This is a genomic window from Streptomyces sp. NPDC085946, assembly GCF_044540485.1.
Lineage (GTDB): Bacteria > Actinomycetota > Actinomycetes > Streptomycetales > Streptomycetaceae > Streptomyces.
The window spans coordinates 793,891-809,986 of the sequence record NZ_JBITSF010000001.1 but is presented as its reverse complement, the minus strand read 5'-3'; the positions used below and the strand labels follow the sequence as shown (position 1 = coordinate 809,986).

Genomic DNA, 16,096 nt, shown 5'->3' with positions numbered 1-16,096 from the left:
CGGCAGGGCCGGAGCCGCAGGTGGCGGCGCGGTCCGTGCCGCCGACATCGACAGCGACAGCGACATCGGCCGTGACATCGACGGCGGCAGCGGCGCGGCGCGGGCCGGCGGTCCCGGTGCCGGGCCGTCCGTCCGGCGGCGCGGGATCCCCGTGGTCGCGTCCGTCGCCGCGGCCGTGCTGCTCGTCGGGGGCGGCGGGGCCTACCTCGCCGCGAACGCGTTCGGCGGGGCGGACTCGGGGACGTCGTCCGGGGCGCCGGCCGGCGACGGCACTCCCCCGCCGCTCGTCCTGGACGGTCACACCGAGGGCGGCACGAACGGCATCGCGCCGGGCGAGCCCGACCCGTACGGCGCCACCTACCGGGCCGGCGCCCCGCTCCCGGACGGCCCGGACTCGGCGCCCGTGTACCGGGCGCGGGGCGAGGTCACCGAGGAGGAGGTGGCGCGGCTGGCCGAGGCCCTCGGGGTGGACGGGACACCCGTCGCCGAGGGGCAGACCTGGCGGGTCGGGTCCGGCAAGGACGGCCAGGGGCCGAGCCTGCAGGTGACCCGGCGGGCGCCGGGCGCCTGGACGTTCCACCGGTACGCCCCGGGCACCGACGACTGCCGGAAGCCGGCGGCCTGCACCGGGGAGCAGGTGCCCCCGGCCGGCGACCCGGTGAGCGAGCGGGCGGCACGCGAGGCGGCCGCGCCGGTGCTGAAGGCGGTCGGCCAGGACGCCGCGAAGGTGGACGCGACGCAGGTCATGGGCGCCCGGCGGGTGGTGAACGCCGACCCGGTGGTCGGCGGACTGCCGACCTACGGCTGGACGACCGGGGTCGTCGTCGGCGCGCAGGGCGAGGTGGTCGGCGGCAGCGGCCAGCTGAAGGCGCCGGTGAAGGGCGACACGTACCCCGTGGTCGGCGCCCGCGAGGCGCTGGACCTGATGAACGCCGGGACGGCGGGCGACGGCCGGGCCGGCATCGGCGGCTGTGCCACGCCGGTCCCGCTGGACGACGGGGAGCAGGACCCGTGCGCGCCCTCCACGGAGGTTCCGCGGAAGGAGGCGATCACCGTGGAGAAGGCGGTGTTCGGACTCGCCGCGCACCACGTGGGCGGCGGCCGGGCGCTGGTGCCGTCGTGGCTGTACACGGTGCGGGCGCCGGGCGCGCAGGACGTCTTCACGGTGACGTACCCGGCGGTGGAACCCGCGTACCTGGCCGCGCCGGAGGCGTCCGGGCAGCCGACCGACCGGCCCAGCCCGCGGCCGACCGGCCCGGGCGACGGGTCGGCGCCCGCCCCGCGGGACGTGGACGTCGAGGGCTACACCGCCGAGGGCGGGGAGCTCACCGTGGCCTTCACGGGCGGGGTGTGCGCGGACTACGAGGCGACGGCGAGCGAGAGCGCGGACCGGGTGACGGTCACGGTGCGCGAGACGCCCTGGCCGGGCAAGGTGTGCATCCTGATCGCCAAGCAGTACCAGCAGACCGTGCGGCTGGACGGGCCGCTCGGGGACCGGGAGGTCGTCGGACCGGACGGCGAGCCGATTCCGCTGCGCAAGGACGGGGCGCGGCTGCCGGCCCCGCCCTCGCGGACCCGGTAGCCCACCGGGGATCCGGTAGCCCACCGGGGACCGGGGAGCGGACAGCCCGAAGGCGGCGGCCCCTGTGCGCGGGGGCCGCCGCCTTCGTCGTGTCCGCCGTCCGGCGGGCGGCTCAGCTGAAGGAGTCGCCGCAGGCGCAGGAACCCGTCGCGTTCGGGTTGTCGATCGTGAAGCCCTGCTTCTCGATGGTGTCCACGAAGTCGATGGTGGCACCGCCCAGGTACGGAGCGCTCATCCGGTCGGTGACGACCTTCACACCGCCGAAGTCCTTCTCCACGTCACCGTCGAGGGAACGCTCGTCGAAGAAGAGCTGGTAGCGCAGGCCGGAGCAGCCGCCGGGCTGGACGGCGACGCGCAGCGCGAGGTCGTCACGGCCTTCCTGGTCGAGCAGGGCCTTGACCTTGGCCGCGGCGGCGTCGGTCAGGATGATGCCGTCGGTGACGGTGGTGGTCTCGTCCGATACGGACATCTACATCTCTCCCGGTTTGTACGGAGACTGCTTGCCGACGGTTGCAACCGGCGGGGCCTCGGATTCATTCCGGGGCGGGCGCGTGTCTTTCCGGTTCCCTCGGTCTCCCCTTCATGCTCGCACACGGCTCCCGCGGCGGAAAACGGCTCCGGCGGGGGCCTGCCGGACGCCCCGAAGGGCGCCGCAGGGGAATGAACGGCGGCTCTTCGGGATTCACGTCACATGGACGCTATGGCCATCGTCAATATGACGTGAAGCGGTTATGATAGATAGCGTCAAAACGACGAAAAGTCGCAACGGTGTCCCGCATTGTCCCGCCGGGTCCGCTCTGCCCCCGCAGTCCGGTCCCGGCGAGCCGCAGAACAGAAAGGGTGCGTGTCGTGACCACCGCCCAGACCCAGGAGCTCGACGTACAGCCGACGCCCCTCGCCCTGCTGCTCCTCGGCCGCGAGGCCGACCCGAGGAGCGAGCGCGGTGTGGAGTGTCCCGGCGACCTGCCCTCGCCGTCCGACCCGGACCTGGTGGAGCGCGCCCGCGCGGCGAAGGAGAAGCTCGGGGACAAGGTCTTCGTGCTCGGCCACCACTACCAGCGCGACGAGGTCATCCAGTTCGCCGACGTCACGGGCGACTCCTTCAAGCTGGCCCGGGACGCGGCGGCGCGGCCGGAGGCCGAGTACATCGTGTTCTGCGGTGTGCACTTCATGGCGGAGTCCGCGGACATCCTGACGTCCGACGACCAGAAGGTCGTCCTGCCGGACCTGGCCGCCGGCTGCTCCATGGCCGACATGGCCACGGCCGAGCAGGTCGCCGAGTGCTGGGACGTGCTGACCGAGGCCGGGGTGGCCGAGCAGGTCGTGCCGGTGTCGTACATGAACTCGTCCGCCGACATCAAGGCGTTCACGGGCAGGCACGGCGGCACGATCTGCACCTCCTCCAACGCCCGGCGGGCCCTGGAGTGGGCCTTCGAGCAGGGCGAGAAGGTCCTGTTCCTGCCCGACCAGCATCTCGGCCGGAACACGGCGGTGCGGGACATGGGCATGTCGCTGGAGGACTGCGTCGTCTACAACCCGCACAAGCCGAACGGCGGCCTGACGGCGGACGAGCTGCGCGCCGCGAAGATGATCCTGTGGCGCGGCCACTGCTCGGTGCACGGCCGCTTCAGCCTCGACTCGGTGAACGACGTGCGCGAGCGCGTCCCGGGCGTGAACGTGCTCGTCCACCCCGAGTGCCGGCACGAGGTCGTCGCCGCCGCGGATCATGTCGGCTCGACCGAGTACATCATCAAGACGCTGGAGGCGGCCCCGGCCGGCTCGAAGTGGGCCATCGGCACGGAGCTGAACCTGGTCCGCCGCCTGGCGAACCGTTTCGCGCCCGAGGGCAAGGAGATCGTCTTCCTCGACCGGACGGTCTGCTTCTGCTCCACGATGAACCGCATCGACCTGCCGCACCTGGTCTGGGCGCTGGAGTCGCTCGCCGAGGGCAAGCTCGTCAACCGCATCGAGGTCGACGAGGAGACCGAGGCGTTCGCCAAGCTCGCCCTGGAGCGCATGCTGGCCCTGCCGTAGGCGGCTCCCCGAGACGGAGGCCCACCCGGACACCTCGATGCCGGGTGGGCCTCCTTCCGTCCGGGCCTGCTCAGACCTCCGCGGGCTCCGGCTCGTCCGACGCCCGCGACGGGGCCGGCCCGCCGGACTTCCCCGCCTTCTTCGCCGCCCGCTTGCGCGCCCGGCGCTCCTTGCGGAGCTCCAGCATCGCGTAGAGCGTCGGGACGAGGAGCAGGGTCAGGAGGGTCGAGGTCACCAGGCCGCCGATCACGACCACGGCCAGCGGCTGGGCGATGAAGCCGCCCTCGCCGGTGATGCCCAGGGCCATCGGCAGCAGGGCGAAGATCGTCGCCAGGGCCGTCATGAGGATCGGGCGCAGCCGGTGCCGGCCGCCCTCCACGACGGCCTCGACGATGCCGTGGCCCTGGCTCCGGTACTGGTTGATCAGGTCGATCAGCACGATGGCGTTGGTCACCACGATGCCGATCAGCATCAGCATGCCGATCATCGCCGGGACGCCCATCGGGGTGCCCGTCGCCACCAGCAGGCCGATCGCGCCGGTCGCCGCGAACGGGACGGAGACCAGCAGGATCAGCGGCTGGACCAGCGACCGGAAGGTGCCCACCAGCAGCATGAAGACGATCGCGATCGCCGCCAGCATGGCCAGGAACAGGTTCTTGAACGCGTCGTCCTGGTCCTGCGTGACGCCGCCGATCTCGGCCGTGGCGCCCGCCGGGAGCTTCAGCGCGTTGATCTCGGACTGGAGCCGGGTGCTCACCGCGCCGGTGTTGTCGCCGGTCGGCTTGGCGGTGACGGTCGCCGCGCGCTGGCCGTCGATCCGGGTCATCGACACCGGGCCGTCCACCACCCGCACGGTGGCGATGTCGCCCAGCTTCACCGCGCCCAGGCGCAGCTCGCGGAGCTCCTTCAGCGTCCGGGCCGGCTTCGCGGGCGTGATGACGACGTCCCGCTCGGTGTCCCGCAGGACCGCCTTGGCGGCGGTGGTGCCGCGGACCGCCTGGGCGACGGCCGCGCCGAGGGTCTGGTCGTCGAAGCCCGCGGCGGCGGCCTTCGCGTTGGCCTTGACCGAGATGCGGGGCACGCTCTGCGCGAGGTCGCTGGTGACGTCGGTGACGTCGTCCAGGCCGGCCACGGCCGCGCGGACCTGCTCCGCCGCCTTGCGCAGCACGTCCGCGTCGGCGGCCTTCACGACCACGCTCAGGTCCTGGTTGCCGAAGCCGTCACCGGCCCCGACGGTGGTGGTGCCGACGCCGTCGAGCTCCTCCAGCCCCTTCTCCAGGCGGTCCTGCACGTCCTTCGAGGACGCCGAGTCCTCCAGCATCACCTGGTACGAGGCCTGGTTGCTGTCCGTGCCGCCGCCGAAGGCCGCCAGGAAGCCGGACGAGCCGACCGTGACCTGGTAGTCCTTGACGCCGTCCGTGCCGGCGAGCAGCTTCTCGACCTCCTTCGCCCGGGCGTCCGTCGCCGCGAGGCTGGTGCCGGGCTCCAGCTCCTGCTTGACGGTGAGGACCTCCTGCTCGCCCTGGTCGAAGAAGTTGGTCTTCAGCAGGGGCGCCATGCCGAACGTGCCGACGAGGACGACGAGCGCGATGGCCAGGCTCGTCAGGCGGCGGCGGGTCGCGAAGCGCAGGACCGGGACGTACAGGCGCTGCAGGCGGCTCCTGGCCTCCTTCTCCTCGGCGAGGCGGCGGGCCTCCGCCGCGTCCTCGGGGGTGCCCTTCGGGGCGCGCAGGAACCAGTACGACAGGACCGGCACGACCGTCAGCGAGACGAGCAGGGACGCCAGCAGGGCGGCCGTGACCGTCAGGCTGAACGAGCCGAACAGCTCGCCCACCATGCCGCCGACCAGGCCGATCGGCAGGAACACGGCGACCGTGGTGAGGGTCGAGGACGTCACCGCGCCCGCGACCTCGCGGACCGCCTTGAGGATGGCCTCCTGGCGCTCCTCGCCGTAGCCGAGGTGCCGCTTGATGTTCTCCAGGACCACGATCGAGTCGTCGACGACCCGGCCGATGGCGATGGTCAGCGCGCCCAGGGTCAGCATGTTCAGCGACAGGTCGCGGGTCCACAGCACGATCAGCGCCAGGACGACGGACAGCGGGATCGACACCGCCGTCACCAGGGTGGAGCGGATCGACGCGAGGAAGACCAGGATCACCAGGACCGCGAAGACCAGGCCGAGGGCGCCCTCGGTGGTCAGGCCCTCGATGGACTTGGACACCGCCGGGCCCTGGTCGCTGACGACGGTGAGGGCGGCGCCGGAGCCGAGGTCCTCGCGCAGCCCGGGCAGCTTGTCCTGGACGGCCTCGGAGATCGCGACCGCGCTGCCGTCGTGGTCCATGGTGACGGCGATCGACAGGCTCGGCCTGCCGTTGGTGCGGGTGATCGAGTCGGCCCGGGCCTCCTGCCGGCCGACCTCGGCGACGTCGCCGAGACGGACCGGCTTGCCCTCGCCGGACGCGGGCCGCACCCGCAGGTCCTCGATCTGCCGCAGCGAGGTGTAGCCGCCGCCCACCTGGACGGTGCGGTTGGTGCCGTCCTCGTCGAAGGAGCCGGCCGGGACGGTCGCGCCGCCCGCCTGCAGTGCCTGGACGAGGGACTGCGTGGTCAGGCCGGCCCTGGCGAGCTTCGCGGCGTCCGGGGTGACGGTGACCTGGAGGTCCCGCACACCGTCCACGGTGACCTGGCCGACGCCCTCGATGTCCTCCAGGTCGGGGACGACGGTCCGGTCGAGCTGGTCGGCCAGGGCCTGCTGGTCCTTGTCCGAGGTGACGGCGAGGACCACGGTCGGGATGTCGTCCGTGGAACCGGCGACGACCTGCGGGTCCACGTCGTCCGGGAGCAGGACGCGGGCCCGGTTGACGGCCTGCTGGACGTCGGCGACGAGCTGCTCGGTGTCGTTGCCGTAGTCGAAGGACGCCATGATCAGGGCGTTGCCCTCGCTGGCCGTGGAGGTGACGCCGGTGATGCCGTCGACCCCCTCCAGGCTGTCCTCGATGGGCTCGACGACCTGCTTCTCGACCACGTCCGGGGACGCGCCCTGGTACGGCGCCAGCACGGACACCACGGGCAGTTCGATGGTGGGCAGCAACTGCTGTTTGAGCTGGGGTATCGCGATCGCCCCGAAGACGAGGGCGATGAGCGACATCAGCCCGATCAGGGCCCGCTGCGCGAGGCTGAATCTGGACAGCCAGGACATGGGTTCAGGGTCTCTCTTCTGGGAGCGGCAGAAGCACACGGTCAGGGAGCGGAGCGCGAAGGAGCGCCCGCCCCTACACCCTGGGCCATGGCGGAGCGTGGATGTGTAGGCCCGAGGTCCATTTCCCGCGGCGGCGCGTACTCTCGGCGCAGTACGGCCCGCCGGTCTCAGTCCACCCTCGGGCGTACCAGCCCGGACTCGTAGGCGATGACCACGAGCTGCGCGCGGTCCCGGGCGCCCAGCTTGGCCATGGCCCGGTTGACGTGCGTCTTCACGGTCAGCGGGCTGACCTCCAGCCGCTCGGCGATCTCGTCGTTGGAGTGTCCGCCGGCGACCTGCACCAGCACCTCGCGCTCCCGGCCGGTGAGGGAGTCCAGCCGCTCGGAGCGGGCGGGGTCGCGGTCGCCGGCGGCGGTGCCCTCCTGGGCGAGGAAGCGTGCGATCAGGCCCTTGGTGGCCGCCGGGGACAGCAGGGCCTCCCCGCCGGCGGCGATCCGGATGGCGCTGAGCAGTTCCTCCGGTTCGGAGCCCTTGCCGAGGAAGCCGGAGGCGCCGGCGCGCAGCGACTGCACCACGTAGTCGTCGACCTCGAAGGTCGTCAGGATCACCACGCGGACGTGCGCGAGGGCCGGGTCGGCGCTGATCGCGCGGGTGGCCGCGAAACCGTCGGTGCCGGGCATGCGGATGTCCATCAGCACCACGTCGGGGCGCTGCTCGCGGGCGAGCCGCACCGCCTCCGCGCCGTCGGACGCCTCGCCCACGACCTCCATGTCGGGCTCGGAGTCGACGAGCACCCGGAAGGCGCTGCGCAGCAGCGCCTGGTCGTCGGCGAGCAGGACGCGGATCGTCATACGGGGTCCTCCGCGGCGGGGGTGCGGGTCTTGACCGGCAGGATCGCATGGACGCGGAACCCGCCTCCGTAGCGGGGACCGGTGGTGAGGGTGCCGCGCAGGGCGGTGACGCGCTCGCGCATGCCGAGCAGGCCGTGCCCGCCGCCGGCGGCGGGCGCGCGGTCCTCGCCGCCGCCGTCGTCGAGGACGGTGATCTCGATGTGCGGTCCCACCCGGACGACGCTGACCTCCGCCTTGGCCCGCGGGCCGGCGTGCTTCTGCACGTTCGTCAGGGCCTCCTGGATCACGCGGAAGGCGGCCAGGTCGACGGCGGCGGGCAGGGTGGTGTCCTGGTCGGCGCGGGCGACCTCGACGTGCAGGCCCGCGCTGCGGAAGGTGCCGGCGAGTTCGTCCAGCCGGTCCAGGCCGGGGGCGGGTTCCGTGGGGGCCTCGGGGTCGCCGGACTGGCGCAGCAGGCCGACGGTGGCGCGCAGCTCGTTGAGCGCGGAGCGGCTGGCCTCCCGTACGTGGGCGAGGGCCTCCTTGGCCTGGTCGGGGCGCTTGTCCATGACGTGGGCGGCGACCCCGGCCTGCACGTTGACCAGCGCGATGTGGTGGGCGACGACGTCGTGCAGGTCGCGGGCGATGCGCAGCCGCTCCTCGGCGACGCGGCGGCGGGCCTCCTCCTCGCGGGTGCGCTCCGCCCGTTCGGCGCGTTCCCGGATGGCCTGGACGACGGCGCGGCGGCTGCGGACGGCGTCGCCGGCGGTGGCGCCGATGCCGGTCCACGCGAAGATCGCCAGGTTCTCCTGGGCGTACCAGGGCAGCGGCCCGGCGAGCATGGCGGCGCCGGTCAGGACGGTCATGGTGAGCAGGCCGACGCGCCAGGTGGTGGGGCGGTCGGTGGTGGAGGCGACGGTGTAGAGGGCGATGACCGCGGCCATGGCCACGGGGGCGCGGGGATGGCCGGTCAGCGACTCCACGACGGTCAGGCCGCCGGTGAGGGCGAGGACGGTGCGGGGGGCGCGGCGGCGGAAGACCAGGGCGGCGGCGGAGAGGGCGATGAGCAGCAGGCTGAGCGGGTCGGGGGTGCGCAGGCCCCAGGTGACGCCGTCGGGGCCGTGCGGGTCGACGAAGGAGCCGGCGACCATGCAGGCCAGGACCCCTGCGGCCAGGGCCGCGTCCACGGCCAGGGGGTGGGCCTTGGCCCGGCATTTGGCCCGCTGGAGGGTGCTCACGGGTGTTTACGGTATCGGGGCGGGGGGTCCGTGCGAACACCGCCGGCGGTGCGGCCGGCCGGGAGCCGGCGCGGTACGGCCCTCTGCCCGGGCGGCCGGCGCCGCCGTCCGGACCGGGTGGGTCGCGCGGTCCGGCGCCGCGGGGCCCTGCCCGCGCCCGCCCGTGCCGCCCCGGGGACGTCTCCCGGCTCCTCGGGACACCGGGGAGGCACGACGTGCCCGCGGAGTGCGGGCCCGCGCCGCCCGGCGGCGTCCACGACCGGTCAGGTCCCCGGGATCAGCCCGTCCTCGCTCAGCAGTTCCCGGACCTCCTCCAGGGTGGCGTCCGGGGACGGCAGGATCAGTTCGGACGGCTCCAGGGAGGCGTCCGGCAGCGGCTCGCCCAGTTCGCGGACCCGGGACAGCAGGGCCTGGAGCGTGCGGCGGAAGCCGGGGCCGTCGCCGCTGCGCATCTCGGCCAGCAGCTCGTCGTCCAGCTTGTCCAGCTCGGCGAGGTGGCTGTCGGCCAGCACGACCTGCCCCTCCCCCATGATCCGTACGATCATGTCGCCCTCCTCGGCGTGGGCCCCGGCTCCGTCCGGCGGTCTACTGCTTGTCGAAGCGCGGGGTGTCCTGCGGCTGCTGCTGGGACTGGCCCTGGGACTGGCTCGTGCCACCCTCGATGGCCTGCTGCCCGGCGGCCGGACCGCCCGCCAGCTCGGCCTTCATGCGCTGCAGCTCCAGCTCTACATCCGTACCACCGGAGAGCCGGTCCAGCTCGGCCTGGATGTCGTCCTTGTGCATGCCGGAGGGGTCGTCCAGGGCGCCGGAGGCCAGGAGCTCGTCGATCGCGCCGGCGCGGGCCTGGAGCTGGGCGGTCTTGTCCTCGGCCCGCTGGATGGCCAGGCCCACGTCGCCCATCTCCTCGGAGATCCCGGAGAAGGCCTCGCCGATGCGGGTCTGCGCCTGGGCCGCGGTGTACGTGGCCTTGATCGTCTCCTTCTTCGTGCGGAAGGCGTCGACCTTGGCCTGGAGGCGCTGGGCCGCGAGGGTGAGCTTCTCCTCCTCGCCCTGCAGCGTCGCGTGCTGGGTCTCCAGGTCCGTCACCTGCTGCTGGAGGGCGGCGCGGCGGGAGAGCGCCTCGCGGGCCAGGTCCTCCCGGCCGAGGGCGAGCGCCTTGCGGCCCTGGTCCTCCAGCTTCGAGGACTGCTGCTGCAGCTGGTTCAGCTGGAGCTCCAGGCGCTTGCGGGAGGTGGCCACGTCGGCGACGCCGCGACGGACCTTCTGGAGCAGCTCCAGCTGCTTCTGGTAGGAGTAGTCGAGGGTCTCGCGCGGGTCCTCGGCCCGGTCAAGGGCCTTGTTCGCCTTCGCGCGGAAGATCATCCCCATACGCTTCATGACACCGCTCATGGGCTTCGCGCGCCCCCTTCTGACGTCCAGCTCCAGCTCTGCGACAGAACCCACAGTACGGGCCCTGCTTCCATTACCGCACTGTTCGGGGACGGATGCGCTCATCCCCAAGGACGACTGTGCCCGGTCCCGCTCCGGCGTGAGGAGTAGGTGGTCCCCCGGGGCGGGTCCCGTCGTGCTCCGGGGCCGCCGGCAGCGGACGGAGCCGTACCCGACGTCCTCTCTGTCCCCTTACAGACGACCGGTGTTGCCGGATCGTTCCCCGCGGGACTGGGGTCCATGCCCGTCAAGCCCTTACCCTTGGGTTTTGTGTTCCGTAGCCGTGCCAAGGAAGAGAAGGCCCCGACCGCCGACAAGGCGCCGGTGACCGACTCCAAGCAGCCCCGTCACCCGGAGGCCCCCAAGGGCCGCCCCACGCCCAAGCGCAGCCAGGCCCAGTCGCAGCGCCGCAGCGTCGCCAACACGCAGATGACGCGCAAGGAGGCCGCCAAGCGCAACCGCGAGGAGCGGCGTGCCGCGCTGGAGCGCCAGCGCCAGGCGCTGGCGTCCGGCGACGAGCGGTACCTGCCGGCCCGCGACAAGGGCCCGGTCCGCCGCTTCGCGCGCGACTTCGTGGACTCGCGGTTCAACATCGCGGAGTTCTTCCTGCCGATGGCCGTGGTCATCCTCGTGCTGAGCATGGTGCAGGTGCCCGCGCTGCAGAACGTCGCGCTGCTGCTGTGGCTGATCGTGATCGTGCTGATCGTGCTCGACTCGCTCGTCACCGGCTTCCGTCTGAAGAAGCGGCTCGCCGAGCGCTTCCCCGACGACCACAAGCGCGGCGCGGTCGCCTACGCGCTGATGCGCTCGCTGCAGATGCGCCGGCTCCGGCTGCCCAAGCCGCAGGTCAAGCGCGGAGAGCGGCCCTGAGCACGACGCCGTTCGCCGGGGACGCGGCGGACGCCTGGCTGAACGTGCTGGGCGGTCTGCGGGACGTCGTACGGCAGGAGCTGGTGGCCCGGCAGCTCGACGAGCAGATAGCCGGCCGGTTCCCGGTCGGGAAGCGGCTGCGGGTGCTCGACGTGGGGATGGGCCAGGGGACGCAGGCGCTGCGGCTGGCCCGGCTCGGGCACCAGGTGACCGGGCTGGAGCAGGACCCGACGATGATCGCCGCGGCCCGCGCGGCGCTCGCCGGGGAGCCGGAGGGCATCCGGGAGCGGATGCGGATCATGGAGGGCGACGGCCGGGAGACCGGGGTGCACTTCCCGCCCGGCAGCTTCGACGTGGTGCTCTGCCACGGCGTCCTGATGTACGTCGAGGAGCCCGACCCGCTGCTGGCGGGACTGGCGCGGGTGCTCGCGCCCGGCGGGCTGCTGTCGCTGCTGGTCCGCAACGGCGACGCGCTCGCGATGCGGCCCGGGCTGGCCGGTGACTGGGCCGGCGCGCTGGCCGCCTTCGACACCACCGCCTACCGCAACCGCCTGGGGCTCGACGTGCGGGCCGACCGGCTGGGCGCGCTGACGGCGACCCTCGCGGGGATCGGCGCCCCGCTGCACGCCTGGTACGGCGTGCGGGTGTTCACGGACACGGCGGCGGACGGCGCCGAGGTGCCGGCCGACCCGGAGACGCTGCTCGCGGTCGAGGAGAAGGCCGGGCGGACGGATCCCTACCGCGGGGTGGCGGCGCTGCTGCACCTGTGCGGCGTACGCGGCTGAGCCCGGCGCCGGTCCGGCCGCGGGACGGCGGGCGAGGGCCCCGGCGGCCCCCGCCCGGACCACGGGCCCGGACCACGGGCCCGGACCTCAGGCCCGGTCCGCGGCCCTCACGCCTCGTCCGCGTGCAGGCTCATCGGCCCGTAGATCTCCGTCGTCTCCTCGTACAGCCGCACCTGGTCGGCGCCGCCCTCGCGCAGGGCCTTCCAGTGCTCGCCGATCCAGGACTCGGCGTCCCCCTGGGTGGGGAACTCCTCCGGCGGCACCGCGGGCTGGACCTCCGTCCCGTCGGTCTTCTCGAACCGCCACGTCCATGCCGCCATGTACGCCTCCCATGTGTGTGAGCACACTGCACAGCGGAAGCCGGATCTTGGTCCGGCTCCTGCCCAGAGCCTAGCCGGACGCGCAAGAGCTGCGGGGACACGCGAAAATCAGGGCGTGGAACTGACTCTCCTCGGCACCGGTGCCCCCGCGGGACTCCCCCGCCCCGACTGTCCCTGCGCGGCCTGCGCCGCCGCGCTGGGCACGGACGCGCGGGCGGCGACCGCGCTGCTCCTCGACGGGGCGCTGCTGCTGGACCTGACGCCCGGCGCGGCGTTCGCGGCGGCGCGCGCCGGGCGTTCGCTGGGCGGCGTGGGGCAAGTGCTGCTGTCGCACCCCCACGACGGCCCGGCGCTGGAGGTGCCGGCCGGGGTGCCGCAGCCCGGCCGGGTCCCGGACGGGCGGGAGCTGGCACTGCTGACCGGGCACCGGGTGCGGGCGGTGGCCCTGGACGCGCCCGGGACGGGGTACGCGGTGACCGGCCCGGACGGGCAGCGGCTGCTGTACCTGCCGCCGGGCGGGGCGCCGGCGGGACTGGAGCGGCCGGCCGAGCCGTACGACATGGTCCTCGCGGACGTGGTGGGGCGGCCGGACGCGCTGGCGAAGCTGCGGGCGGTGGGCGCGGTGGGGCCGACCACCGACGTCGTCGCGGTCCACCTCGACCACGACGTGCCGCCGGGGCCGGAGCTCGCCCGGCGGCTCGCCGCGGCCGGGGCCCGGGCCGTGCCGGACGGGACGACGCTGGTGGTCGGCGTGTACGAGGACGTCCCCGACGTGCCGCGGCGGACGCTGGTGCTGGGCGGGGCGCGGTCGGGCAAGTCGGTGGAGGCCGAGCGGCGGCTGGAGGCGTTCCCGGACGTGCTGTACGTGGCGACGGGCGGGTCCCGCAACGGGGACACCGAGTGGGCGGCCCGGGTGGCCTCGCACCGGGAGCGGCGGCCGGGCTCCTGGCGGACCGCCGAGACCTGCGACCTGGTGCCGCTGCTGGAGGAGGACGGGCCGCCGCTGCTCATCGACTGCCTGTCCCTGTGGCTGACGGACGCGATGGACTCCGCCGGGGCGTGGGACGACGCCGAGTGGGCGGACGGGGGCGAGCGGTCCCTGCGGGTGCGGGTGCGGGACCTGACGGACGCGGTGCGGGCGACGCGGCGGACCGTGGTGGCCGTCTCCAACGAGGTGGGGTCGGGGATCGTCCCGGCCACCGCGTCCGGGCGGCGCTACCGCGACGAACTGGGGCGGCTGAACGCGGCGTTCGCGCGGGAGTGCGAGCACGTGGTGCTGGTGGTGGCCGGGCAGGCGACGGTGCTGCGGGGGTGAGGGGCGTGCCGGGCGCCGGGTCCCCGGCGTCCGGTCACGCCTGCGGCGCGCGGGCGACGATCCGGTAGGTGTTCGCGAACCGGGTGTGGCGCAGCACGGGCGCCAGGGCGTGGTCCGTCACCGCCGCCGCGGCCACCAGGGGGCTGCCCGCGCGCAGCAGGGCGGTCCGCAGGTGCTGCCGCAGGTGGCTCGGCGGGATGGCGCGCCACGGGGTGTCCGGGGCGGGCAGGGCGTGCGAGAGGGCCAGGGCGGCGGCGCCGGCGAGGTCGTGGGGGACGTGGGCGCTGTGGTGCTCGACGCCGACGACGGCGCAGCCCCAGGCCTCCAGTTCGATGCGGAGGTTGCGCGGCGGCATCAGGTGCAGGTGGCGGGGCTGGTCGTAGGGCAGCCACCACCGGCCGAACAGTGCGGCGAACACGCTCCTGGGGTCCAGGGTCTCGATCAGGAGGTGGCCGCCGGGGCGCAGCACCTCCAGGGCGGCGGCGAGCTCCGCGCGCGGGTCGGTGGTGCGCTCCAGGTGGTGGAACATGCTGACCACGTCGTAGCGGGCGCGCAGCCGGGCCGTGATCCGCGGGTCCGTCAGCCGGCCGACGTACGCCTCCTCCACGCGGCCGGCGACCCGGGCGCGTTCGACGCGCCGGGTGGGGTCCAGGCCGTCGAAGGCGGTGTACGGGAAGACCTCGCGGGCCGTCGCCGGGAAGCCGCCGTGTCCGGTGCCCACGTCCAGCCAGCTCTCCGGCTCGCCGAACCGCAGCATGGCGTGGGCCGCGGAACGGCGGCGGCGCCGGCTGCCGCGCAGGGCGAGGACGCGTTCGGCGGCGTGGTCGCGGGGCTCGCCGCGGACGGTGCGGCGGTACAGGGCCAGGCCCTCGGCGGTGAGGCGGGGGTTCTGGAAGGTGTGGCCGCAGTCGCGGCACCGGTCGACGGTGAAGGTGCCCGGCTTGTGGCGGAGCAGGTCGCCGCTGCGCAGCCGGGTGCGCAGCCGGAGCGAGCCGCACCAGGGGCAGTCCGCGCGGCGGGGCTCGTGGACGCGGACGGTCGCCCGCGGGACGGCGGGCGCGGTGAAGACGGCGGGGGCGGCGGGGGCGGAGGGGGCAACGGGGGCGGAGGGCGCGGGCATGGGCGGCTCCCGGGAAGAGGACGTACGGCGAACCACGGCAAAACGGTACGTAGGGGATGGCCGTCTCCGGTGGACCGGGGGCTTGACGGCGTGGTGACCGCGGGCCGGGGCGGGCGGTCCGGACGGGCCGCGGATGTGACGCCGTCCCGCGCGGCCGGTGCCGGTACTGTTCGGCGAATGAGCTCGCTTAATCTCGACGACTTCACCGATCTGATCGAGCGTCCGGACGGCGGGGTGCGCCGCGACGCCGAGGCGCGCCGGGAGCGTCAGATCGTGCCGCCCGGGTCGCTGGGCCGCCTCGACGACCTGGGTGAGTGGCTGGCGGCGGCGCAGTCCGCCGTGCCGGTGCGGCCGATCGAACGGCCGCGGGTGGTCCTCTTCGCCGGCGACCACGGGATCGCCGAGCTCGGCGTGTCGGCGCGCCCCGCGGGCACCGCCGCGGAGCTGGTGCGGCAGGTGCTGGAGGGCGGCCGTCCGGTGTCGGTGCTGGCCCGGCGGCTGGGCGTGCCGGTGCGGGTCGTCGACATGGCGCTGGACTGCGACCCGACGGGCCTCCCGGCGGACGTCGTACGGCACCGGGTGCGGCGCGGCAGCGGGCGCATCGACGTCGAGGACGCGCTGACCGCCGAGGAGGCCGAGGCCGCGTTCCGGGCCGGGGTCGCGGTCGCCGACGAGGAGGCCGACTCCGGTACGGACCTGGTGGTGCTCGGCGACGTGAGCGTCGGCGGGACGACGGCGGCGGGCGTGCTCGTCGCGGCGCTGTGCGGGACGGACGCGTCCGTCGTCACCGGGCGGGGCGGACTGGCCATCGACGACCTGGCCTGGATGCGCAAGTGCGCCGCGATCCGGGACGCGCTGCGGCGGGCCCGGCCGGTGCTCGGGGACCAGTTGCAGCTGCTGGCGACGGTGGGCGGGGCCGACCTCACGGCGATGACGGGCTTCCTGCTGCAGTGCGCGGTGCGCAAGGTGCCGGTCGTGCTGGACGGCGTGGTCGCGGCCGCGTGCGCCCTGGTCGGCCAGCGGATCGCGTTCCGGGCGCCGGACTGGTGGCTGGCCGCGCACGACAGCGGGGAGCCGGGCCAGGCCAAGGCGCTGGACCGGATGGCGCTGGAGCCGCTGCTCACCCAGGGGGTGACCGTGGGCGAGGGCGCGGGCGGCCTGCTGGCGCTGCCGCTGGTGCAGGCCGCGGCGGCGCTGGCGGCCGAGCTGCCCGAGCAGACGGAGGAGCCGGAGGCGGACGGCGAGCGGGCGGACGCGGAGGGGTCGGCGGGTCCGGCGGGTCCGGAGGCGCCCGGGGTCGCCGGGGAGCCCGCGTCGGCGTAGGGCCCGCGTCGGCGTAGGGCCCGGCGCGGCCGCCCGGCACCCGCTCGCGGCA

At 74.5% G+C, this 16,096-nt stretch carries 14 protein-coding genes; 6 read left to right on the top strand and 8 right to left on the bottom strand.

Annotated features, from left to right (window positions below):
• The first annotated feature begins 64 nt into the window (after nt 1-64).
• Nucleotides 65-1,582 carry a hypothetical protein gene (locus ACIF8T_RS03595; RefSeq protein WP_400031480.1) on the top strand — a complete coding sequence of 506 codons (1,518 nt, stop codon included), beginning with the start codon at nt 65-67 and terminating at the stop codon, nt 1,580-1,582.
• Nucleotides 1,583-1,694: 112 nt separating this feature from the next.
• Here the strand turns inward: ACIF8T_RS03595 and ACIF8T_RS03590 are convergent, their stop codons facing one another.
• A complete protein-coding gene (locus ACIF8T_RS03590) occupies nt 1,695-2,051 on the bottom strand; it encodes an iron-sulfur cluster assembly accessory protein (RefSeq protein WP_028422454.1) in 357 nt (118 codons plus the stop codon).
• A 380-nt stretch (nt 2,052-2,431) separates the two neighbouring features.
• Here ACIF8T_RS03590 and nadA point away from each other — a divergent pair, with 380 nt between their 5' ends.
• The gene (gene nadA, locus ACIF8T_RS03585; RefSeq protein ID WP_400030695.1) at nt 2,432-3,616 is read left to right on the top strand and encodes a quinolinate synthase NadA; all 1,185 of its coding nucleotides are present in this window, start codon (nt 2,432-2,434) and stop codon (nt 3,614-3,616) included.
• A 70-nt stretch (nt 3,617-3,686) separates the two neighbouring features.
• On the opposite strand, the gene ACIF8T_RS03580 is transcribed toward nadA, so the two are convergent.
• The 5 genes from ACIF8T_RS03580 to ACIF8T_RS03560 form a co-directional block, all read right to left on the bottom strand.
• Nucleotides 3,687-6,815 (bottom strand): efflux RND transporter permease subunit, encoded by a 3,129-nt coding sequence (locus ACIF8T_RS03580; protein WP_400030693.1) that lies wholly within the window; start codon nt 6,813-6,815, stop codon nt 3,687-3,689.
• A 167-nt stretch (nt 6,816-6,982) separates the two neighbouring features.
• A complete protein-coding gene (locus ACIF8T_RS03575; RefSeq protein WP_400030691.1) occupies nt 6,983-7,666 on the bottom strand; it encodes a response regulator in 684 nt (227 codons plus the stop codon).
• Nucleotides 7,663-8,883, bottom strand: a complete 1,221-nt coding sequence (locus ACIF8T_RS03570) for a sensor histidine kinase (protein ID WP_400030689.1) — start codon at nt 8,881-8,883, stop codon at nt 7,663-7,665. The genes ACIF8T_RS03575 and ACIF8T_RS03570 overlap by 4 nt, the downstream gene beginning before the upstream one ends.
• 263 nt (nt 8,884-9,146) lie before the next feature.
• Nucleotides 9,147-9,428 carry a hypothetical protein gene (locus ACIF8T_RS03565; protein ID WP_400030687.1) on the bottom strand — a complete coding sequence of 94 codons (282 nt, stop codon included), beginning with the start codon at nt 9,426-9,428 and terminating at the stop codon, nt 9,147-9,149.
• A gap of 40 nt (nt 9,429-9,468) precedes the next feature.
• The gene (locus ACIF8T_RS03560) at nt 9,469-10,272 is read right to left on the bottom strand and encodes a PspA/IM30 family protein (RefSeq protein WP_400030685.1); all 804 of its coding nucleotides are present in this window, start codon (nt 10,270-10,272) and stop codon (nt 9,469-9,471) included.
• 279 nt (nt 10,273-10,551) lie between these two features.
• Between ACIF8T_RS03560 and ACIF8T_RS03555 the strand changes: the two genes are divergently transcribed.
• Both ACIF8T_RS03555 and ACIF8T_RS03550 read left to right on the top strand, forming a co-directional pair.
• The gene (locus ACIF8T_RS03555) at nt 10,552-11,181 is read left to right on the top strand and encodes a DUF3043 domain-containing protein (RefSeq protein ID WP_400030683.1); all 630 of its coding nucleotides are present in this window, start codon (nt 10,552-10,554) and stop codon (nt 11,179-11,181) included.
• 83 nt (nt 11,182-11,264) lie between these two features.
• Nucleotides 11,265-11,966: a class I SAM-dependent methyltransferase gene (locus tag ACIF8T_RS03550; RefSeq protein WP_400031478.1), complete on the top strand. Its 702-nt coding sequence runs from the start codon at nt 11,265-11,267 to the stop codon at nt 11,964-11,966.
• Between the two features lie 107 nt (nt 11,967-12,073).
• On the opposite strand, the gene ACIF8T_RS03545 is transcribed toward ACIF8T_RS03550, so the two are convergent.
• A complete protein-coding gene (locus ACIF8T_RS03545) occupies nt 12,074-12,286 on the bottom strand; it encodes a hypothetical protein (RefSeq protein ID WP_400030681.1) in 213 nt (70 codons plus the stop codon).
• A 115-nt stretch (nt 12,287-12,401) separates the two neighbouring features.
• On the opposite strand from ACIF8T_RS03545, the gene ACIF8T_RS03540 reads away from it, so the two are divergent.
• Nucleotides 12,402-13,601 carry a bifunctional adenosylcobinamide kinase/adenosylcobinamide-phosphate guanylyltransferase gene (locus ACIF8T_RS03540; RefSeq protein WP_400030679.1) on the top strand — a complete coding sequence of 400 codons (1,200 nt, stop codon included), beginning with the start codon at nt 12,402-12,404 and terminating at the stop codon, nt 13,599-13,601.
• 34 nt (nt 13,602-13,635) lie between these two features.
• Here the strand turns inward: ACIF8T_RS03540 and ACIF8T_RS03535 are convergent, their stop codons facing one another.
• Nucleotides 13,636-14,721, bottom strand: coding sequence for a class I SAM-dependent methyltransferase (locus tag ACIF8T_RS03535; RefSeq protein WP_400030677.1), 1,086 nt, complete (start codon nt 14,719-14,721; stop codon nt 13,636-13,638).
• Between the two features lie 177 nt (nt 14,722-14,898).
• Here ACIF8T_RS03535 and cobT point away from each other — a divergent pair, with 177 nt between their 5' ends.
• Complete coding sequence (cobT, locus tag ACIF8T_RS03530) at nt 14,899-16,044, top strand: nicotinate-nucleotide--dimethylbenzimidazole phosphoribosyltransferase (protein ID WP_400030675.1); 1,146 nt, start codon at nt 14,899-14,901, stop codon at nt 16,042-16,044.
• Nucleotides 16,045-16,096 lie beyond the last annotated feature (52 nt).

Coding starts and splice junctions, on each gene's coding strand:
- cobT (WP_400030675.1), top strand. CDS start 14,899: ATGAGCTCGCTTAATCTCGACGACTTCACCGATCTGATCGAGCGTCCG.
- ACIF8T_RS03575 (WP_400030691.1), bottom strand. CDS start 7,666: ATGACGATCCGCGTCCTGCTCGCCGACGACCAGGCGCTGCTGCGCAGC.
- ACIF8T_RS03560 (WP_400030685.1), bottom strand. CDS start 10,272: ATGAGCGGTGTCATGAAGCGTATGGGGATGATCTTCCGCGCGAAGGCG.
- ACIF8T_RS03535 (WP_400030677.1), bottom strand. CDS start 14,721: ATGCCCGCGCCCTCCGCCCCCGTTGCCCCCTCCGCCCCCGCCGCCCCC.
- ACIF8T_RS03565 (WP_400030687.1), bottom strand. CDS start 9,428: ATGATCGTACGGATCATGGGGGAGGGGCAGGTCGTGCTGGCCGACAGC.
- ACIF8T_RS03590 (WP_028422454.1), bottom strand. CDS start 2,051: ATGTCCGTATCGGACGAGACCACCACCGTCACCGACGGCATCATCCTG.
- ACIF8T_RS03580 (WP_400030693.1), bottom strand. CDS start 6,815: ATGTCCTGGCTGTCCAGATTCAGCCTCGCGCAGCGGGCCCTGATCGGG.
- ACIF8T_RS03555 (WP_400030683.1), top strand. CDS start 10,552: ATGCCCGTCAAGCCCTTACCCTTGGGTTTTGTGTTCCGTAGCCGTGCC.
- ACIF8T_RS03545 (WP_400030681.1), bottom strand. CDS start 12,286: ATGGCGGCATGGACGTGGCGGTTCGAGAAGACCGACGGGACGGAGGTC.